This window comes from Marmoricola sp. URHA0025 HA25, assembly GCF_054059435.1.
The window spans coordinates 3,133,499-3,150,101 of record NZ_JBSSCD010000001.1; the positions used below are offsets into that span (position 1 = coordinate 3,133,499).

Here is a 16,603-nt window from a genome sequence, read left to right on the forward strand (position 1 = left end):
TCGCCCTCCCCTCGATCGGCCACCGAGCTCGACCTGTCCACGTCGTCCCTGCAGTGGCTGGTCAGCGGCTACGTCCTCGGGTACGGCGGACTGCTGCTCCTCGGCGGCCGGACGGCGGACCTGCTCGGCCGGCGCAAGGTGTTCCTGATCGCGCTGGCGGTCTTCGCGATCGCCTCGCTGACCGGAGGCCTGGTCAGCAGCGGACCGCTGCTCATCCTCACCCGGTTCATCAAGGGCCTGGCCGCTGCGTTCACCGCACCGACCGGGCTCTCGATCATCACCACCAACTTCGCCGAGGGACCGGCGCGCAACAAGGCTCTGTCGATCTACACCGTGTTCGGCGCGGGCGGCTACTCGTTCGGGCTCGTCTTCGGCGGTCTGATGACCAACGTCGGCTGGCGCTGGACCTTCCTCCTCCCGGTGCCGATCGCGCTGATCGCGCTCGCCGCTGCGATCACGCTCGTCCCCCGCGACAAGCCGGCCGAGGAGGGTGGGCACGACCTGCTCGGAGCGGTGACCTCGACGGCGGCCATGCTGCTGCTCGTCTACACCGTGGTGACCGCGCACGAGGTCGGCTGGGGATCCTTGCGCACGATCGGGTCCTTCGTCGGCGTCGCCGCACTGGTGGCTGCGTTCGTGCTCGCCGAGACCAGGGTGGCCCACCCGCTGATCCGCCTGGGCATCCTGCGCAAGGGCACGCTCGTGAGGGCGAGCCTGGCGATCGTCGCGATGGGCGGCTCCTACTTCAGCTGGCAGTTCATCGTCACGTTGTACCTGCAGGACACGCTGAGCTGGTCACCGATCGAGCTGGCGCTCGCCCTGCTCCCGGTCGGGCTGATGGTCACCGCGTCCTCGGTGTTCTCCAACCGGCTCGTGGACCGGTACGGCACCGCCCGGATCATCGCGGTCACGCTGAGCGTGATGGCGGTCGGCTACCTGCTGTTCCTGAGGATCGACACGACGCCGACGTACGTCACCGGGATCCTGCCGGCGGTTCTCCTGATCGGAGTCGGCTGGATCGGCTTCCCCGCCGTGAACATCCAGGCGACGAGCGGCATCGACGACGAGGAACAGGGCCTCGCGGCCGGCGTGCTGCAGACCTCGATGCAGGTCGGCGCGGCGATCGTGCTGGCCGTGACCACGGCGATCATCACGGCGAGCCCGACCGGCCGGCCGACCCCGGCCTCGATGCTCGACGCCTACCGGCCGGGCCTGGTCTTCGCAGCAGTGGTGTCGATCGTGGGCGCGCTCGTCGCGGTCCTGGCGGTCATCCCTCGGCGCGGCAGTGAGGCCGTCGAGGAGATCGAGGCCGACCTCGACGGCGCGACGCCGCAGCCGGACCTCGCCGCTTGAGCAGACGCCGGACAGAGCCCGGTCCCGGTCGCTGCGGCGACCGGGACCGGGCTCAGACCATGCCGGTGGCGTCGAAGATCCAGGAGGTGTCGGCGGTCATCAGCCGCTCGACCCAGCCGGCAGGCGCCGCGCTCTGGACGCTGCCGAAGTCCCAGTAGTCCTTCCACAGCGACACCCGGCCCTCGCGCACGCGGTGCACGCTCACGAACGGCAGCTGCACGACCTCACCCGAACCGAACGTCCAGGTCTCGGAGTGCTCGTACATCACCACGTCGCCCTCGGGGTCGGCGCACACGGCCATCAGCCCGTCGTGGTTCTCGTACGCCGCGAGCTCGAGCAGCCCGACCTGCAGGCGCTTGACGATGTCGGCCGGCCCGCGAGCCGCGGCGGTCGGCCCGACCGGCATGTCGACGTACACGCAGTCGTCGGTCAGCCACTCGGCGAGACCGTCCCAGTCCCGCGCGGAGAGCGTGCGCCACAGGCCGAGCACGGCGTCCTGCGCAGATCGTTCAGTCATGCGGCTTTGTAACACGTCGCGTGCCACGAGGTGCGCCGCCGAAGCGGTCCGCGAGCACGAGCGTCAGCTCGAAGCGGGTGGTCGGGTCGTCCAGACCGTCGCCGAGCAGGTCACGCAGCCGCTTCAACCGGTAGCTGACCGTCTGCGGGTGGATGAACAGCTCCGCCGCGACGTCCCCACGCGATCCCCAGTGCCGCAGCCAGCTGTGCAGCGTACGAAGGAGCCGATCGCGGTTGGCGACCTGGAGACCGGCGAACGGCTCGAGGCGTCGAGCCGCCAGCACGGCCAGGGCGCTCGAGTCACCGCCGCGCACGGCCAGGGTCGCCAGGTGGTCGTCGACGAAGACCGCCTCCCCCGACGCGTCCGCGACGAGCTGGGCGGTGACCTCGGCCAGCCGCACGCCCTCGGCGACACGGCTCCATCCGAGCATCGGGCCGACCACCGCCGACCGGCCGCGCAGCGCCTCCCCCAGCTGCGCCCGGGTGGCACGCCGGCCCTCCCTGACGATCAGGACGGCATCGTCCTGGCGGTCGAGCACGACGCCGTCCGCGCCGTAGCGGAAGCGCGCGTCCCGGGCGTGCTCCGAGGGAAGCAGCACCGGGACGACCGCGTCCAGCCGGCGCCAGCCGACGTCCGCAGCCGCTGCCTTGACGGCCGTCTCGGCGGCGTTGCCGCGCAGCAGCAGCTCGGCGAGCAGCCGACGCCTGCGGTCGGTCTCGCCCGCCTGCTCACGCAGCTGCAGGGCGTAGCCGTCGGTGCTCGCCGCGACCAGCTCGTCGACGTACGCCGTGACGGCATCCGCGAGGTCCAGCAGCTCACCCGTGCCGACGGTGCGGATCTCGGCCAGCCCCTCCGACGCGGTGCGCAGCAGCCCGCGACTCGCCGTCCGCAAGGCAGCGAGCAGCACATCGGGGCTGCGCTCGTCACGCGCCTCGGCCGCACCGAGCGCGACGAAGGTCTCCCGGGCGGGCGGCGGCAACGCCGGCTGGTCGGTGCCGACCAGCTCGAGGAACCGCTCGACGGCGGCGCGGACGGCCGTGTGGGCGTCACGCTCGAACTTGGGGTTCTCGCCGGCCTCGAGCGCGGGGACCGACTCGCTCACGCTGCGCACGACGGCCGCGACGGTGTGCTCGAGCCGGGCACCCAGCACCACGGCCAGCTCACGCGGGAGCCGGGCCCACGGAGCTGCCGGGGCGACGAGGTCGTTCACCCCCCGATCTTGTCATGCCGTGATAGTTCTGGTGCGAATTCTCCGTCTTCCCGCGACGGAGACACGCGCGGCCCGGCGGGCGACGATGGATCCACGGACTCAGCGCCCAGCAAGGAGCCTTCCGATGCAGCACCTCACCTCTCGCCGGCACGTGGTCGACATGTGTCGCACCATGCTCGAGCGTGGCTACCTCAAGGCGACCGAGGGCAACGTGTCCGTGCGGATCCCCGGCCAGCGCCTGTACGCCGTGACGCCCAGCAACTACGACTACGACCAGATGCGGGTCGAGGACATCTGCATCGTCGACTTCGACGGCACGCACGTGCCGGACCCGGGTGGCTCGGGCCTGGCGCCGTCGATCGAGTGCGGGATGCACGCGAACGTCTACCGGGAGCGTCCCGACGTCAACGCGATCGTGCACACCCACCAGCCCTACGCCTCCGCGCTCGCCTACCTGCGCAAGGAGATCCCGGCACTGACCGACGAGCAGGTCCGGTTCCTCGGCAAGCGGGTCGCGATCATCGACTACGCGCCGGCGGGCACCGGCTTCCTGGCGAAGAACGTGCAGAAGAAGGTCGCGGGCGGCGACAACGCGTTCATCATCGCCAACCACGGCATCGTCGCGCTGGGCACGGACCCCGATCGCGCCGTGTTCAACATGGCATTGCTGGAGAAGGTCTCGATCGCCTACCTGCTCGCGCTGACCACGGAGTCCGGCAAGGTCTACACGATCCCGGCGGCGATCCGGGAGATCGCCTTCACCAAGCTGCGCAAGGACGAGAAGCGGATCGCGGCGCAGATCACCGAGTCGGTGCCGCCGGTCCGGGTCGCGCCGACCGAGGACCTGCCGAGTGCGGACGCGACCGCGGCGCAGATCGCGCAGGCGGGTACGCCGGGACCGGAGACCCAGGTCGTGGAGACGCCCGGCAGCGAAGCCGCCCCGGCTCGGCTACGCGATCAGCCGGTATCCCGACGTCGAGGACACGATGCGCCGGCTCAAGGCACTGGTGGCCCAGCCCGTCCGGGAGCTGCGCCACGACGCACTGCTCGGCGTGCTGGACTACTTCGACACCAAGTGCGCGGCCAGCAAGGAGATCACCGACCGGGCGAAGACCCGGATCCCGGGCGGCGTCCAGCACAACCTCGCGTTCAACTTCCCCTTCCCGCTGGCGATCGAGAAGGCCGAGGGTGCCCACCTGGTCGACCGCGACGGCAACACCTACATCGACTTCCTCCAGGCCGGGGGACCCACGATCCTCGGCAGCAACTACGCGCCGGTCAACGAGAAGGTCGCCGAGATCATCCGTGAGTCCGGTCCGGTCACCGGACTGTTCCACGAGTACGAGCTCAAGCTCGCGGAGATCATCAACCGGTACATGCCGCACATCGAGATGTACCGCTCCCTGGGCTCCGGCACCGAGGCGGTGATGGCGGCCGTCCGCGGCGCCCGGGCGTTCACCGGCAACAAGATGGTGGTCAAGCTCGGCGGCGCCTACCACGGCTGGTCGGACTCGCTGGTCTACGGGCTCCGGGTGCCCGGCACCTTCCGGATGAACGCCAAGGGCATCCCGTTCGCGACGACGAGCCACACCCGGGAGTCGTTCCCCCACGACCTCGGCCAGCTCAAGCGCAAGCTCATCGAGAACAGGGCGCTGGGGGGCACGGCGGCGGTGATCGTCGAGCCGCTGGGCCCGGAGTCCGGCACCCGGCCGGCGCCGTACGACTTCAACGCGAAGGTGCGCGAGCTCTGCGACGAGTTCGGCGCGCTGCTGGTCTTCGACGAGGTGGTCACCGGCTTCCGCACCGGGATGGGCGGCGCGGCAGGCTACTTCGGCGTCATGCCCGACCTGACCGTGCTCGGCAAGGCCGTGTCCGGTGGCTACCCGATGGCCGGCGGAGTCGGTGGTCGCGAGGACGTCATGGCGGTCTTCGGCTCCGGCCTGGACGGCAAGTCGGGCGCGCACATCCAGGTCGGCGGCACGCTGTCGGCGAACCCGCTCTCCAGCGCGGCCGGCTACTTCGCCATCGCCGAGATGGCGCGCACCAACGCTCCGGTCATCGCCGGACGCGCGGGTGACCGGCTGACCCGTGGCCTGCAGCGGCTGATCGAGGGGTACGGACTGCCCTACGTCGCCTACAACCAGGGCTCGATCGTGCACCTGGAGTGCAGCGGCGTGATGTTGTTGGACATGCACAACCCGCTGAAGCTGCTCAAGGAGAACAAGCCGCGCAAGAAGATGATGGAGCACATGGGTGCCGCGTACGCCGCCCACGGCCTGATCACCCTGGCCGGGTCACGGATGTACACCTCGATGGCCGACACCGACGAGGTCATCGACGACGCCCTGGCGCGGTTCGACCAGGTCCTCGCCCAGGTCGAAGGGGTCTGACCCGGTGTCGGACGTGCGGCCGGGCACCACAGCGGACCTCGTGGCGCACCGCAGCCGCTGGCTCGTCCTCGGCGCCTTCGGGCTGCTGGTCTGCTCCTCCCAGGTCCTGTGGCTCTCGTTCGCGCCGATCACGCCCGAAGCGCATCGCGCGCTGCACGTCTCCGAGGGCGCGATCGGCGACCTGGCGGTGATCAACCCGCTGATGTTCGTGCTGGTGGCGATCCCGGCCGGGCGCTGGATGGACCGGCGCTTCGGAGCGGCGCTCTCGGCCGGAGCGGTCCTCACCGCGGCGGGAGCCGGGCTGCGCATCGTCCACCCGGCGTCGTACGCCTGGGTGTTCGCCGGGCAGCTCGTGCTCTCGGTCGGGCAACCGCTGGTGCTCAACGCGAGCACCAAGATCGCCGCCCGCTACTTCCCGCCGGCCGAGCGCACGACGGCGATCTCGGTCGCCAGCGCCGCCCAGTTCGTCGGCATCCTCCTCGCGGCAGTGACCGGTGCCGCGCTCTACGACGGCGGCGGCCTGAGGCTCGTGCTGGTCAGCAACGCCGTGCTCGCCGCGGCCGCGGCAGCCGCCGTGCTCGTCGCCGTCAGGGTCCCCCCGGCCTTCCCGACCGAGGCGCACCAGAAGGTGTCCCTGGGCTGGCTCCGGCACGATCCGCTGATCTGGCGGCTCGCCGGACTGCTCTTCGTCGGCGTCGGCGTCTTCAACGCGGTCGCGACCTGGCTGGACAGCATCCTCAGCGACCTCGGGCACCCCGGAGCCGCGGGCGGCCTGATCGCGGTGATGACGCTGGCCGGCATCTTCGGCGCCGCCGTCCTGCCGGCAGCGGCGAACCGGCGCAACAAGCGCCGGGAGGTGCTGCTCGCCACGACGGTGACGACCATGCTCGCCTTCCTCGCCGTGGCCCTCGTCCACGACGTGCTGTTCGCCGGGATCGTGCTGGCCATCGAGGGCTTCGTGCTCCTGGCCGGCCTTCCGGTCGCGCTGGACTGGTCGGAGCTGGAGTCGGGGCCGCAGCGCGCCGGCACCACGACCGGGTTCCTGCTGCTGGCCGGCAACCTCGGCGGGGTCGTGCTCGTCCTGGTCGTCCAAGCGGTGATCGGCAACCCGTACGTCGCCTTGGTGGCGATCTCGGCCCTCGCGATCCCCGGGATCTTCCTGGCGACCCGTCTGCCCGACCACGCGCGCTCACACCTGGACGACGGACGACCTCGACACGAAGGGCTCCGGGCATGAGCGGGCAGCAGTCGACGGTGCTGGTGACCGGCGGCAGCGGCTTCGTGGCGAGCCACCTCGTGCAACAGCTGCTCCGCCGCGGGTACGCCGTACGCGCGAGCGTGCGCGACCTGGCACGCGCCGACAAGGTCCAGCCCCTCCGTCGACTCGCGGCCGGCGAGCCGGGCTCACTGGAGCTCTTCGAGGCGGACCTGATGCGTCGGGGCGCGTTCGACGAGGCGATGGCCGGCTGCCGGTACGTCTTCCACGTCGCCTCGCCGTTCCTGCTGCCCGAGCAGATCCGCGACGGGCGGCGCGACCTTCTGGAGCCGGCCCTCGAGGGCACCCGCAACGTCGTGTCCGCGATCGACCGCACGCCCGGCGTCGAGCGGCTGGTGCTCACCTCGACCGTCGGCGCGATCTTCGGTGACTACGTCGACGTGCGCGAGATGAGGGACGGGACCCTCAGCGAGGACTACTTCAACACCACCAGCACGTTGGCGAACAACCCCTACCACTACGCCAAGACGGTCGCCGAGCTCGAGGCCTGGAGCCTTGCCCGAAAACAGGACCGCTGGAGCATGGTCACGATCAACCCGGGCCTCGTGCTCGGCCCCTCGCTCGGCACCGCGTCGGACTCGGGCAGTCTGTTCCTGATGAACGAGCTGATGAGTGGCTACTTCTTCTACGGGGCGCCCAGCTTCAGCTTCACCTTCGTCGACGTGCGCGACGTCGCGACCGCCCACATCCGGGCCGCGGAGGTCGAGTCCGCGACCGGCCGCTACATCCTCGCGCGACCGGAGATGGTCTCGATGCGCGACATGTCGCGGATCATCCGCGACCGGCACCCCAGCCGGCTCGGCCTCCCGCGCCACGGCGTGCCCGATGCCGTCGTGCGGGTCCTGGGCCCCCGGTTCGGACTGACCCAGGACTACATCCGCAAGCACCTCGCGATCACCTTCCCGGTCGACAACCGCCGCAGCGTCGAGGAGCTCGGGATCTCCTACCGCCGGGTCGAGGAGACTGTCCTGGACCACCACCAGGCCTGGCGCGAGCAGCGTCGTACGAAGAAGGGTCGTCCGTGACCGGACCCTCGTCCTACGTCCTGGGCGTCGACCTCGGCACCGGCGGCCCGAAGGTGGCGCTGGCGACGACGGACGGCGCGATTCTCGGGCACGAGGCCGAGCACGTCGAGCTGATCCTGCTGCCCGGTGGCGGGGCGGAGCAGGATCCCGACGAGTGGTGGCGCGCCATCGTGACTGCCACCCGGCGGCTCCTGGGCCGCGAGCTCGTGCCGGTCGCCGACATCGCGGCGATCTGCATGAGCAGCCAGTGGGCCGGCACGGTGCCGGTCGACGAGACCGGCCGCCACCTGCGCAACGCAGTGATCTGGATGGACGGGCGCGGCGCGGAGTACGCGCGCGAGCTGACCTCCGGTGGAGTGACCGTGCCGGGCGCCGGCTACAACGCCCTCGCCCTGCGCGAGTGGCTGAGCAAGACCGGCGGCGCCCCGTCCCGCAGCGGCAAGGACCCGGTGGGCCAGATCCAGTGGCTGCGCCACGAGCAACCCGACGTGCACGCCGCCGCGACCCACCTGCTCGACGTGCCCGAGTACCTGACGATGCGGCTCACCGGCCGGGCGGTCGCCGGCTGGGACACGGCGGTACAGCGCTGGTGCACCGACAACCGCGACCCCTCGGCCGTCCGGTACGACGAGTCGCTGGCCCGCCGCTGCGGCATCGATCTCGCCAAGCTGCCAGCGCTCGTCCGGCCGGCGACCGTCGTGGGCCCGATCCGGTCCGACGTCGCGGCCGAGCTCGGCCTCCGGCCGGGCGTGCAGGTCATCGCCGGCACCGGCGACACGACTGCCGCCGCCGTCGGCGCCGGCGCGGTCGAGGACTACGTCGGCCACCTCTACATCGGCACGTCGGCGTGGCTGAGCGCCCACGTGCCGTTCAAGCGCACCGACGTGCGCCACAACATCGCCTCGCTGCCGGCCGTCGTCCCCGATCGCTACTGGGTCGCGACGATCCAGGACGTCGCCGGCAAGGCGATCGACTGGCTCATCGACCAGGTCGTCTACCCCGAGGACGGCATGCTCGAGGACCGGCCGCGACCCGACGACGCCCTCGAGCGGCTCAACGCCCTGGCGATGTCAGCCCCGCCGGGGAGCAACGGCGTCGTCTTCGCCCCCTGGCTCAACGGCGAGCGCACGCCCGTCGACGACCCCTACGTCCGTGGTGGCTGGTTCAACGTCTCCCTGAGCACGACCCGTGCCGACCTGGCCCGCAGCGTCTTCGAAGGTATCGCGCTCAACACGCGGTGGATGAAGGAGGCGGTCGAGCGGTTCCTGCGCCGCGAGCTCCCCGACGGCTTCGGCGAGCTCACCTTCATCGGCGGCGGTGCGCGGTCGGCACTCTGGTGCCAGACGCTGGCCGACGTGCTGGGCTGCACCATCCGCCAGGCCGAGGACCCGGTGCTCGCCAACGCCCGCGGCGCGGCTCTCATCGCCGCCGTCGGGATCGGCGAGCTCACCTGGGCCGAGATCCCCGCGAAGGTGCGCATCGCGCACTCCTACGATCCCGATCCGGCACGGCAGGCCGTCCACGAACGGCAGTACCAGACGTTCACCGCGCTGTACCGCAGGAACCGGCGCACCTACGCGCGCCACAACCGGCCGCGGTCCTGAGGGCTCACTCCCCGAGCAGCAGCTCGCACGCGCGCCGTACGTCGGCGTCGGCGTCGTCGGCCGAGGTGCGGCCGTTCAGCACCGACATGAGGACGCCGAACCAGCACTGGATCACCAGGCGCGCGCGCCGGTGGTGGTCGGGCGTCGGGTCGGCGTCGAACCCGGCGGTGCGCATCACGATCTGCTCGAAGGTCGTGTCGATCAGCTCCGAGCCCGAGCCCGGGACCTTCTGGGCGAGGTTGTTGGCCTGGATCATCGACAGGGACAGCTGCGGCTGGGCGAGCATCTCGCGGCCGATCCTGACCAGCAGGTCGGAGACACCGGTCGCCGGGTCGTCGCCCGGCGACGGCGCCACCGTCTCCTCCTCGAGCCGGATCACCTGGGAGCGCATCACGGCGGCGAACAGGTGCACCTTGGACGGGAAGTACCGGTAGAGGGTGGCGATCGCGACGTTCGCCTCCCGGGCGACGTCCTGCATCTGGACGCGCTCGAGGTCGTCGCGTGCGCCGAGCCTCGCGGCGGCGCGGAGGATCCGGCGGTAGCGTGCCTTCTGCCCGGCCGAGCTCGGCTCGGCAGGGACACGAGACTCGCCGACACGCGGCACGACGCCTCCTGGCGGACAGGGACACGGCCGCCGTGCGGCGGCCGTGGCGAACAGTATGGCCGAAGGAGCATCCATGGACACGGACCGCGAGCAGATCGTCGAGGCGCTGGCCGCCGTCGCGGCTGCGCTCGACTCACGCGACTGGGACGCGCTGCGCGGGTGGTTCACCCACGACACGCACGCCTACGGCGTGCGCGGGCAGGACGCGCTCGTCGAGCAGATCCAGGCGCACCTCGGCGGCGTCGGCCCGACCCAGCACCTGCTCGGCAACCACCGGGTGGCCGTCGACGGCGACAGCGCGCGGTCGCGCACCTACGGCCGGGTCCACCACGTCGGTGCCGGCCCGATGGACGGGTCGTCGTACGAGTGCATGGGCGAGTACGACGACCAGTGGGTCAGGACCGACGCAGGCTGGCGGATCAGCCGGCGATGGTTCGAGATCCAGATATCCCTCGGCGACGTCGCCGTGCTGCGTCCGGCCGGACGATGAAGCTCCATCTGCTCGGCGTCCGCGGCTCCACGGCCGCGCCCGGCGCGGAGTTCGTCCGCTACGGCGGGCACACCTCCTCGATCGCGATCACTCCCGAGGGCGCCGACGTGCCGACGCTGGTGCTCGATGCCGGCACCGGCCTGCGCTCCCTGACTGCGCTCCTCGACGGTCGCGCGTTCGACGGCTCCATCGTCCTGAGCCACCTGCACTGGGACCACATGCAGGGGTTGCCCTTCTTCACCGCCGGCGACCGGGAGGCGGCGCGCGTGGACCTCTACGTGCCGGCGCAGGAGGGCAGGTCGGGACGCGACCTGCTCGCGCAGTCGTTCGCCCCGCCGGCGTTCCCGATCACTCCCGAGGGACTCCGCGGCGCCTGGACGTTCCACGCCCTCGACGACGGTGCCCACGAGATCGAGTCCTTCACCGTCACCACCGTCGAGATCGCCCACAAGGGCGGCCGCACGTACGCGGTGCGGGTCGAGGACGAACGCGGGTCGATCGCCTACCTGCCCGACCACGCACCCGCTGCCGGCATCTCCGAGGAGCTCCGGGCGCTGCTCGACGGCGTCGACATGCTGGTCCACGACGCCCAGTTCGTCGAGGGCGAGCGACCGCTGGCCGTCGACTACGGCCACGCCACCGTCCAGGACGCGATCAAGCTCGCCCAGGAGTCGGCCGCCGGCGCGCTGATGCTGTTCCACCACTCCCCCGCGCGGACCGACGCCGCCCTGGACGAGATCGCGGGCTGGGCACAGGACCTGGCCGGCGAGCTGCCCGTGCTCGTCGCACGCGAAGGCCTGGTCCTCGACGTACGGCGTCCGTGACTACTTCTTGCCGGCGTTGATCGCCTGCTCGACGAGGTCGCGCCCCTGCTGCACGGCGTCCGCATAGCCCTTGAGGTCGCCGTTCTTCAGCGCGGCGTCGGCCTCGGCGAACTTCGCGTCCGCCTGCTGCAGCAGCTTCAGTGCCTTGGTCGGCAGCTGCGTGTTGTCCCCGGTGCCGCCGTTCCCGGTGGTGCCCCCCGGGGTCGGCGTGCCGGGAGCCGCCGGCGTCGGTGCCTTGCCGAGCACGTCATCGAGCGCAGCCGTGAGCGTGGGCCCGACTCCGACGTCGGTGCCGAAGGACACCAGCACGAAGCGCAGCGCGGGATAGTTGCCCGACCCCTCCTCACGCAGGGTGTACACGGGCTGCACGTACAACAGCCCATTGCCCACCGGAAGCGTCAGCAGGTTGCCGAAGATCACCTGGGTGCCCTGGCGCTTGAACGGCAGCAGGGAGTTCGCGACCGTGTCGTCGGAGTTGAACTGGTTGGCGATCTGCGAGGGCCCTGATATCTGCGTGCTGTCGGGCAGACGCAGGATCTGGAACTTCCCGTAGGTCGACTTGTCGGCGGCGTCGGCCCCGACCGAGATGAACGACGCCAGGTTCTGCTTGTTGAACGGCACGTAGACCGACGTCAGCGAGAACACCGGCTCCGACCCGGACTTCGTCGCCACCGACAGCCGGTAGGGCGGCTGCTTGCGGGTCGGGGAGTTCGGGTCCTCCGGGATGTCCCACTTGTCGTTGCCCTCGTAGAACGTCTTGGGGTCGGTGACGTGGTAGGCGGCGAGCACGCTCCGCTGCGCCTTGAACATGTCCTCGGGGTAGCGGAAGTGGGCGAGCAGGTCGTCGGGGATGTCGCCCCGCGGCTTCACGACACCGGGGAACACGCCCTCCCAGGCCTTCAGGATCGGGTCGCTGTCGTCCCACTCGTAGAGGGTCACGGTCCCGTCGTAGGCGTCCACGGTGGCCTTCACCGCGTTGCGGATGTAGTTGATCTGGTCCGTCGGCAGGGTCGCGTACGCCGTGCGCGGGTTGATCGCGTCGGAGGTCATGTCGCGGAACGACTTCTTCTCCGACAGCGGGTAGCGGTCGGTGGTGGTGTAGCCGTCGAGGACCCACACGATCTTGCCGTCGACCACTGTCGGCAGCGCGTCGTTGTCGACGGTGAGCCACGGCGCCACCTTCTGCACGCGCTCGCGCGGCGACCGGTTGTACAGCACCTTCGAGTCGGAGTGCACCCGCGAGGACAGCAGGATCTTCGAGTCGCCGAACTTCACGGCGTACAGCGCCTTGCGGAACATCGAGCCGATGCCCACGCCGTCCTTGCCGGTGTACGTGGTGGTCGTGGACGCACCCGTCGTCCCCGCGCCCTGCGGGATGTCGAGCTCGACGTCCTTGCCGCCCTTGGGCTTGCCGACGATGGAGTACTTGGGGCTCTGCTCGCCGAAGTAGATCTGCCCGCGGTAGCCGTCGGGCTGGAAGAGGTCGGTGAGCTGGCCGGTCGGCGGCAGGTCCTCCTCGGCCCAGGCAGGCTGCCCGTCGGAGCTGCTGACCGGCTGCCCGTCCTTGTCCTGCTGGTTGCCGTAGGCCGCGATCATCCCGTAGCCGTGGGTGTAGACCGTGTGCAGGTTCGCCCAGTTCTTCTGCGCGTCGGCAAGGCCGTCCTGGTGCATCTCGCGCGCGGCCACGACGAGGTCGCGCTCACGGCCGTTGATCTGGTAGCGGTCCACGTCGAGCACGGGCGCGACGCTGTAGTAGCCCTTCTGCTGCTGGAGCTGCTGGAAGGTCTCGCTGACCAGGGTCGGGTCGACCAGCCGGATCCCGGGCAACGACGCCGCGTCGGCACCCAGCTGCTGCTGGGAGAGCGTCGTCTTCGCGTCGTACTCGGTGACGCTGGTCTGGTCGAGGTCGAACGCCGTCCGCGTCGCCTTGATGTTGCTCTGGATGTAGGAGGCTTCCTTGTCCGGCTCGCTCGGCTTGACCTGGAACTGCTGGACCAGCGCGGGCCAGACCATCCCGAGCAGCACCGCGGAGAGGACGAAGAGCGCCAGTCCGACCGCGGGCAGCATCCAGGTGCGGCGGAACAGGTTCGCGAAGAACAGCAGCGCGCAGATCACCGCGATCGCCATCAGGATGTTCTTGGCCGGCAGCGTCGCGTGGTCGCGGCTGTAGGTCATGCCGGTGACCAGCCCTCCCCCGGCCGACGTCAGGTCGAAGCGGTCGAGGTAGTAGTCCGCGCCCTTGAGCAGCACCAGCACGCCGAGCAGCACCGAGATCTGCGCCTGCGCCGGGCCGGACACCTTGCCGGTGCGCGCCTGCAGCCGGATGCCGCCGTACACGTAGTGCACGACGAGGGCAGCCAGGAGCCCCAGGATCAGGGCGGTGATCGCGAAGTCGACCAGGTAGTGCAACCACGGCAGCGTGAAGACGTAGAAGCCGATGTCCTTGTGGAAGTAGGCGTCGGTCTTGTGGAAGCTCTGCCGGTGCTCCCACAGCAGGTAGGTGCGCCACTTGCCCGACGCCGAGCCACCGGCGAAGAGCGCGAACACCACGCTGATCGAGATCAGCAGGACCCGGCGGATCGGGGTGATCACGTCACGGTAGCGATCCAGGCTCGCCTGCTCCGGCGAGCTCGCCCGGAAGACGGGGCGCAGCCGGTAGGCGATCCAGAGGTTGCCGCCCACCGCGAGCGCCATCAGGGTGCCGAACACGACGAACATGCCGATCTTGGTCCACACCAGGGTGGTGAAGACGCCGCCGTAGCCGAGGCTGTCGAACCAGAGCCGGTCGGTCCAGATGCCCGCGAACAGCGAGAACCCGATCAGCAGCACCGCCATCACGATCAGCGTGAGCACGAGCGGACGCGGACGCCGTGACTCCGTGCGGACGGGCAGCGGGCGACGCGGCTCCTCGGGGTCGTCGTTGAAGAAGTCGCTCATCAGCTTCCGCTCTCCTCGGGTTCCAGCGTCGCGTGCAGCAGCGTCAGCAGGCCTGGCACCAGATCGGGGCTGGTGAGCACCGAGTCCGGGTCGTCATGTGACCGTAGCCGCAGGGCGCACGCAGAGTCTCCCCCACGCAGCGCAGCGGCGACGATCCGCACCTCCTCGCGGGCGGGATGCTCCGCGGCGAAGGCCTGTGCCTCGGCCGGGTCGTCGGGGATGTGCTCGTCGGCGTCGGGAGGCAGCACGAGCCGCTCGGCGATGGCGGCACAGCCGACGACCTCGGCCGGCCACAGGATCTCCGCGAGGACGTCCTCGAGGCTGCTGCCGGGCGGCAGCGGCTCCTGCTCGACGGGCGTGAAGCCCGGCGCCTCGGCTTCAGGAGCGAGGCCGAGCGCCTCGGCGAGCTGCGGCTCCCGGCTCACCAGCTCGGCGGTCGGCACCAGTGCGAAGAGGCGCTCGGGCCGGTCCCAGCCGCTCTCGGCCGCATGCGCCTCGAGCTCGCGTACGACTGCCCGGAGCGCCTCGCTCTCCGTCGACTCGTCCGCCGAGGTCATCCGGTGCACCTCGGCAGGTCGGCGTGCGGGTGCTCGCGCCACGTCTCGACGTCCTTGATCGCGTCGGTCAGCGTGCTCACCTTCACCAGCCGCATCTTGTCCGGGTCGTAGTGGGAGCGAGCCGCCTCGGCGCAGTTGTCCGCGGCGACCAGGAACAGCTTGGCGCCGTCCCGCTGCGCCGCCGGGAGCTTCTGGCCGATGCCCCCGATCGCGCCGACCTTGCCGTCCGGGGTGATCTCACCGCTTCCGGCGATCGGCTTGCCACCGGTGAGCGAGCCGGGAGTGAGGACGTCGTAGATCCCGAGCGCGAACATCATCCCCGCCGACGGACCGCCGACGGTGTCGGGCAGCTGGATCCTCACCTTGAACGGGAACACGAACTTCTCCTGGATGCTGACCCCGATCCGCGACGCCTTCGGGTCGTCGGGCGCCGGCTTGGTGGTCAGCGTGACCGGCTGCTGCTTGCCGTCGCGACGGATGGTGACCACGGTCTGGGTGCCGGGCTTGACCGCGCGGATCAGTGTGACCAGCTTGTCGGGGTCCGCCGTCGACCTGCCGTCGACTGCCAGCAGCACGTCGCCCTTCTCCAGCTTGCCGGCCGACGCACCGTCCTCGGCGACGTCGGCCACCGCGACCTCCTTCTGGTAGGAGACGCCGAGCGCCGAGAGCGCCGCGGCGGTCGCGTTGTCCTGCGAGGAGCTCATCTCGACGGCCGACTGCTGCCGGTTCGTCTCGTCGGTCTCGCCCTTCTGGTAGATGCTCTTCGGCAGCAGGGCGATGTTCGGGTCGGCCCACCCGTAGAGCAGGTCGAAGAGGTTCGTGCCCTCGTCGGGGCCACCGGCGTACACCGTGACCATGCGGAGCGCCCCGTCGTCGCGGTAGGCCCGGTGGCCGCTCACGCTGACGATCGTCTTCCCGTCGTACTTGCCGAGCACGTTCATGGTCGGCCCGGGACGGAAGGTCACGTAGTTCACCGGCCTGGTGACCGTGACCGCGCCGACCACGACCAGCAGGCCGAAGGCGAGCAGGCCTGCAATCGTGCGGCGACTCATGGCGTCACCCTCTCAAACTGCTGCAACACAGCGGCGATCGGCTACGCCGAGCGGCGACGCTGGGCGACCCCGGTGCTGCGCTCACGCTGCCGGGGCCGGCGGTGCTCGTCGGGGATCGGCCGCATCACCGCGCGGGCCAGCCGCTCGAGCTCGGCGTCGGAGCGCTCACGCTCGGGCCGCTCGCGGCCGACCCAGCCGACCCAGGCCATGGCCGCGCACGTCGTGACGACGGCGGGCAGCAGCCAGAGCAGGATCTCCACCCGCCCATGATGCCCGGCGCCCGGGAGCACGATCGCCGGACACGCCGCGCGGTCACGGCGTGTTGACCCACTCCTCGGTGCCGTCGGCGAACTGCTGGTGCTTCCAGATCGGCACCCGCTCCTTGAGCCGGTCGATCAGCGCACGCGACGCCTCGAACGCCGTGCCGCGGTGCGCGGCGGACACCGCGGACACCACCGCGAGGTCTCCGATGCCGAGCACGCCGACCCGGTGCACGGCGGCAACGGCGACGACGTCGAACTCGGCGGCCACCTCGGCAGCGACCTCGGCGAGGCGCTGCTCGGCAGACGGGTGAGCGGTGTACTCGAGTCGCGACACGCCCTGCCCGCCGTCGTGGTCGCGGACGGTGCCGACGAACACCGCGAGGCCTCCGGCGGCGGGGTCGGAGACGGCTGCCGTCACCTCGCCCACCTCGAGGGGCTGGTCGCGCACTGCGACGAGCGTCACCGCGGCGTGGAGAGGAGGAGCGGAGGTCACACGGAGAG

The 16,603-nt window shown here is 70.8% G+C and carries 16 protein-coding genes; 8 read left to right on the forward strand and 8 right to left on the reverse strand.

Annotated features, from left to right (window positions below; all coding sequences use genetic code 11):
• Nucleotides 1-57: 57 nt before the first annotated feature.
• Nucleotides 58-1,353, forward strand: a complete 1,296-nt coding sequence (locus ACVW00_RS15460; RefSeq protein ID WP_457113122.1) for an MFS transporter — start codon at nucleotides 58-60, stop codon at nucleotides 1,351-1,353.
• 52 nt (nucleotides 1,354-1,405) lie between these two features.
• Here the strand turns inward: ACVW00_RS15460 and ACVW00_RS15465 are convergent, their stop codons facing one another.
• On the reverse strand, nucleotides 1,406-1,870 hold the full coding sequence (locus ACVW00_RS15465) for a nuclear transport factor 2 family protein (RefSeq protein ID WP_457111785.1): 465 nt from the start codon (nucleotides 1,868-1,870) through the stop codon (nucleotides 1,406-1,408).
• On the reverse strand, nucleotides 1,863-3,080 hold the full coding sequence (locus ACVW00_RS15470; RefSeq protein WP_457111786.1) for a helix-turn-helix domain-containing protein: 1,218 nt from the start codon (nucleotides 3,078-3,080) through the stop codon (nucleotides 1,863-1,865). Before ACVW00_RS15470 ends, ACVW00_RS15465 begins: the two co-directional genes overlap by 8 nt.
• Before the next feature lie 124 nt (nucleotides 3,081-3,204).
• Between ACVW00_RS15470 and ACVW00_RS15475 the strand changes: the two genes are divergently transcribed.
• From ACVW00_RS15475 to ACVW00_RS15495, 5 genes are read left to right on the forward strand one after another with little or no spacing between them, the layout of a single operon-like run.
• Nucleotides 3,205-4,389, forward strand: coding sequence for a class II aldolase/adducin family protein (locus ACVW00_RS15475; protein ID WP_457111787.1), 1,185 nt, complete (start codon nucleotides 3,205-3,207; stop codon nucleotides 4,387-4,389).
• The gene (locus ACVW00_RS15480; RefSeq protein WP_457113123.1) at nucleotides 4,277-5,470 is read left to right on the forward strand and encodes an aspartate aminotransferase family protein; all 1,194 of its coding nucleotides are present in this window, start codon (nucleotides 4,277-4,279) and stop codon (nucleotides 5,468-5,470) included. The genes ACVW00_RS15475 and ACVW00_RS15480 overlap by 113 nt, the downstream gene beginning before the upstream one ends.
• A gap of 4 nt (nucleotides 5,471-5,474) precedes the next feature.
• Entirely contained in the window at nucleotides 5,475-6,707 is a 1,233-nt protein-coding gene (locus ACVW00_RS15485) for an MFS transporter (RefSeq protein WP_457111788.1), read from the forward strand.
• Nucleotides 6,704-7,771: an NAD-dependent epimerase/dehydratase family protein gene (locus ACVW00_RS15490; protein ID WP_457111789.1), complete on the forward strand. Its 1,068-nt coding sequence runs from the start codon at nucleotides 6,704-6,706 to the stop codon at nucleotides 7,769-7,771. Before ACVW00_RS15485 ends, ACVW00_RS15490 begins: the two co-directional genes overlap by 4 nt.
• Nucleotides 7,768-9,375 carry a xylulokinase gene (locus ACVW00_RS15495; protein WP_457111790.1) on the forward strand — a complete coding sequence of 536 codons (1,608 nt, stop codon included), beginning with the start codon at nucleotides 7,768-7,770 and terminating at the stop codon, nucleotides 9,373-9,375. The genes ACVW00_RS15490 and ACVW00_RS15495 overlap by 4 nt, the downstream gene beginning before the upstream one ends.
• 4 nt (nucleotides 9,376-9,379) lie before the next feature.
• On the opposite strand, the gene ACVW00_RS15500 is transcribed toward ACVW00_RS15495, so the two are convergent.
• Nucleotides 9,380-9,979, reverse strand: a complete 600-nt coding sequence (locus ACVW00_RS15500; protein WP_457111791.1) for a TetR family transcriptional regulator — start codon at nucleotides 9,977-9,979, stop codon at nucleotides 9,380-9,382.
• Nucleotides 9,980-10,052: 73 nt separating this feature from the next.
• On the opposite strand from ACVW00_RS15500, the gene ACVW00_RS15505 reads away from it, so the two are divergent.
• Together ACVW00_RS15505 and ACVW00_RS15510 are read left to right on the forward strand one after the other, a co-directional pair.
• The gene (locus ACVW00_RS15505; RefSeq protein ID WP_457111792.1) at nucleotides 10,053-10,469 is read left to right on the forward strand and encodes a nuclear transport factor 2 family protein; all 417 of its coding nucleotides are present in this window, start codon (nucleotides 10,053-10,055) and stop codon (nucleotides 10,467-10,469) included.
• Nucleotides 10,466-11,293, forward strand: a complete 828-nt coding sequence (locus ACVW00_RS15510; protein WP_457111793.1) for an MBL fold metallo-hydrolase — start codon at nucleotides 10,466-10,468, stop codon at nucleotides 11,291-11,293. The genes ACVW00_RS15505 and ACVW00_RS15510 overlap by 4 nt, the downstream gene beginning before the upstream one ends.
• On the opposite strand, the gene ACVW00_RS15515 is transcribed toward ACVW00_RS15510, so the two are convergent.
• From ACVW00_RS15515 to ACVW00_RS15535, 5 genes are read right to left on the reverse strand one after another with little or no spacing between them, the layout of a single operon-like run.
• Nucleotides 11,294-14,230, reverse strand: a complete 2,937-nt coding sequence (locus tag ACVW00_RS15515; RefSeq protein WP_457111794.1) for a UPF0182 family membrane protein — start codon at nucleotides 14,228-14,230, stop codon at nucleotides 11,294-11,296. It abuts the gene before it with no gap.
• Complete coding sequence (locus ACVW00_RS15520) at nucleotides 14,230-14,787, reverse strand: PPA1309 family protein (RefSeq protein WP_457111795.1); 558 nt, start codon at nucleotides 14,785-14,787, stop codon at nucleotides 14,230-14,232. The genes ACVW00_RS15515 and ACVW00_RS15520 overlap by 1 nt, the downstream gene beginning before the upstream one ends.
• Nucleotides 14,784-15,839: a YlbL family protein gene (locus ACVW00_RS15525; protein ID WP_457111796.1), complete on the reverse strand. Its 1,056-nt coding sequence runs from the start codon at nucleotides 15,837-15,839 to the stop codon at nucleotides 14,784-14,786. The genes ACVW00_RS15520 and ACVW00_RS15525 overlap by 4 nt, the downstream gene beginning before the upstream one ends.
• 41 nt (nucleotides 15,840-15,880) lie before the next feature.
• Nucleotides 15,881-16,099 carry a hypothetical protein gene (locus ACVW00_RS15530; protein ID WP_457111797.1) on the reverse strand — a complete coding sequence of 73 codons (219 nt, stop codon included), beginning with the start codon at nucleotides 16,097-16,099 and terminating at the stop codon, nucleotides 15,881-15,883.
• A 52-nt stretch (nucleotides 16,100-16,151) separates the two neighbouring features.
• Entirely contained in the window at nucleotides 16,152-16,595 is a 444-nt protein-coding gene (locus ACVW00_RS15535) for a molybdenum cofactor biosynthesis protein MoaE (RefSeq protein ID WP_457111798.1), read from the reverse strand.
• Between the last annotated feature and the right edge of the window lie 8 nt (nucleotides 16,596-16,603).

Excerpts from the sequence above, each read along its gene's own strand:
- ACVW00_RS15505 (WP_457111792.1), top strand. The coding sequence starts at position 10,053 with ATGGACACGGACCGCGAGCAGATCGTCGAGGCGCTGGCCGCCGTCGCG.
- ACVW00_RS15520 (WP_457111795.1), bottom strand. The coding sequence starts at position 14,787 with ATGACCTCGGCGGACGAGTCGACGGAGAGCGAGGCGCTCCGGGCAGTC.
- ACVW00_RS15490 (WP_457111789.1), top strand. The coding sequence starts at position 6,704 with ATGAGCGGGCAGCAGTCGACGGTGCTGGTGACCGGCGGCAGCGGCTTC.
- ACVW00_RS15465 (WP_457111785.1), bottom strand. The coding sequence starts at position 1,870 with ATGACTGAACGATCTGCGCAGGACGCCGTGCTCGGCCTGTGGCGCACG.
- ACVW00_RS15475 (WP_457111787.1), top strand. The coding sequence starts at position 3,205 with ATGCAGCACCTCACCTCTCGCCGGCACGTGGTCGACATGTGTCGCACC.
- ACVW00_RS15525 (WP_457111796.1), bottom strand. The coding sequence starts at position 15,839 with ATGAGTCGCCGCACGATTGCAGGCCTGCTCGCCTTCGGCCTGCTGGTC.
- ACVW00_RS15510 (WP_457111793.1), top strand. The coding sequence starts at position 10,466 with ATGAAGCTCCATCTGCTCGGCGTCCGCGGCTCCACGGCCGCGCCCGGC.
- ACVW00_RS15515 (WP_457111794.1), bottom strand. The coding sequence starts at position 14,230 with ATGAGCGACTTCTTCAACGACGACCCCGAGGAGCCGCGTCGCCCGCTG.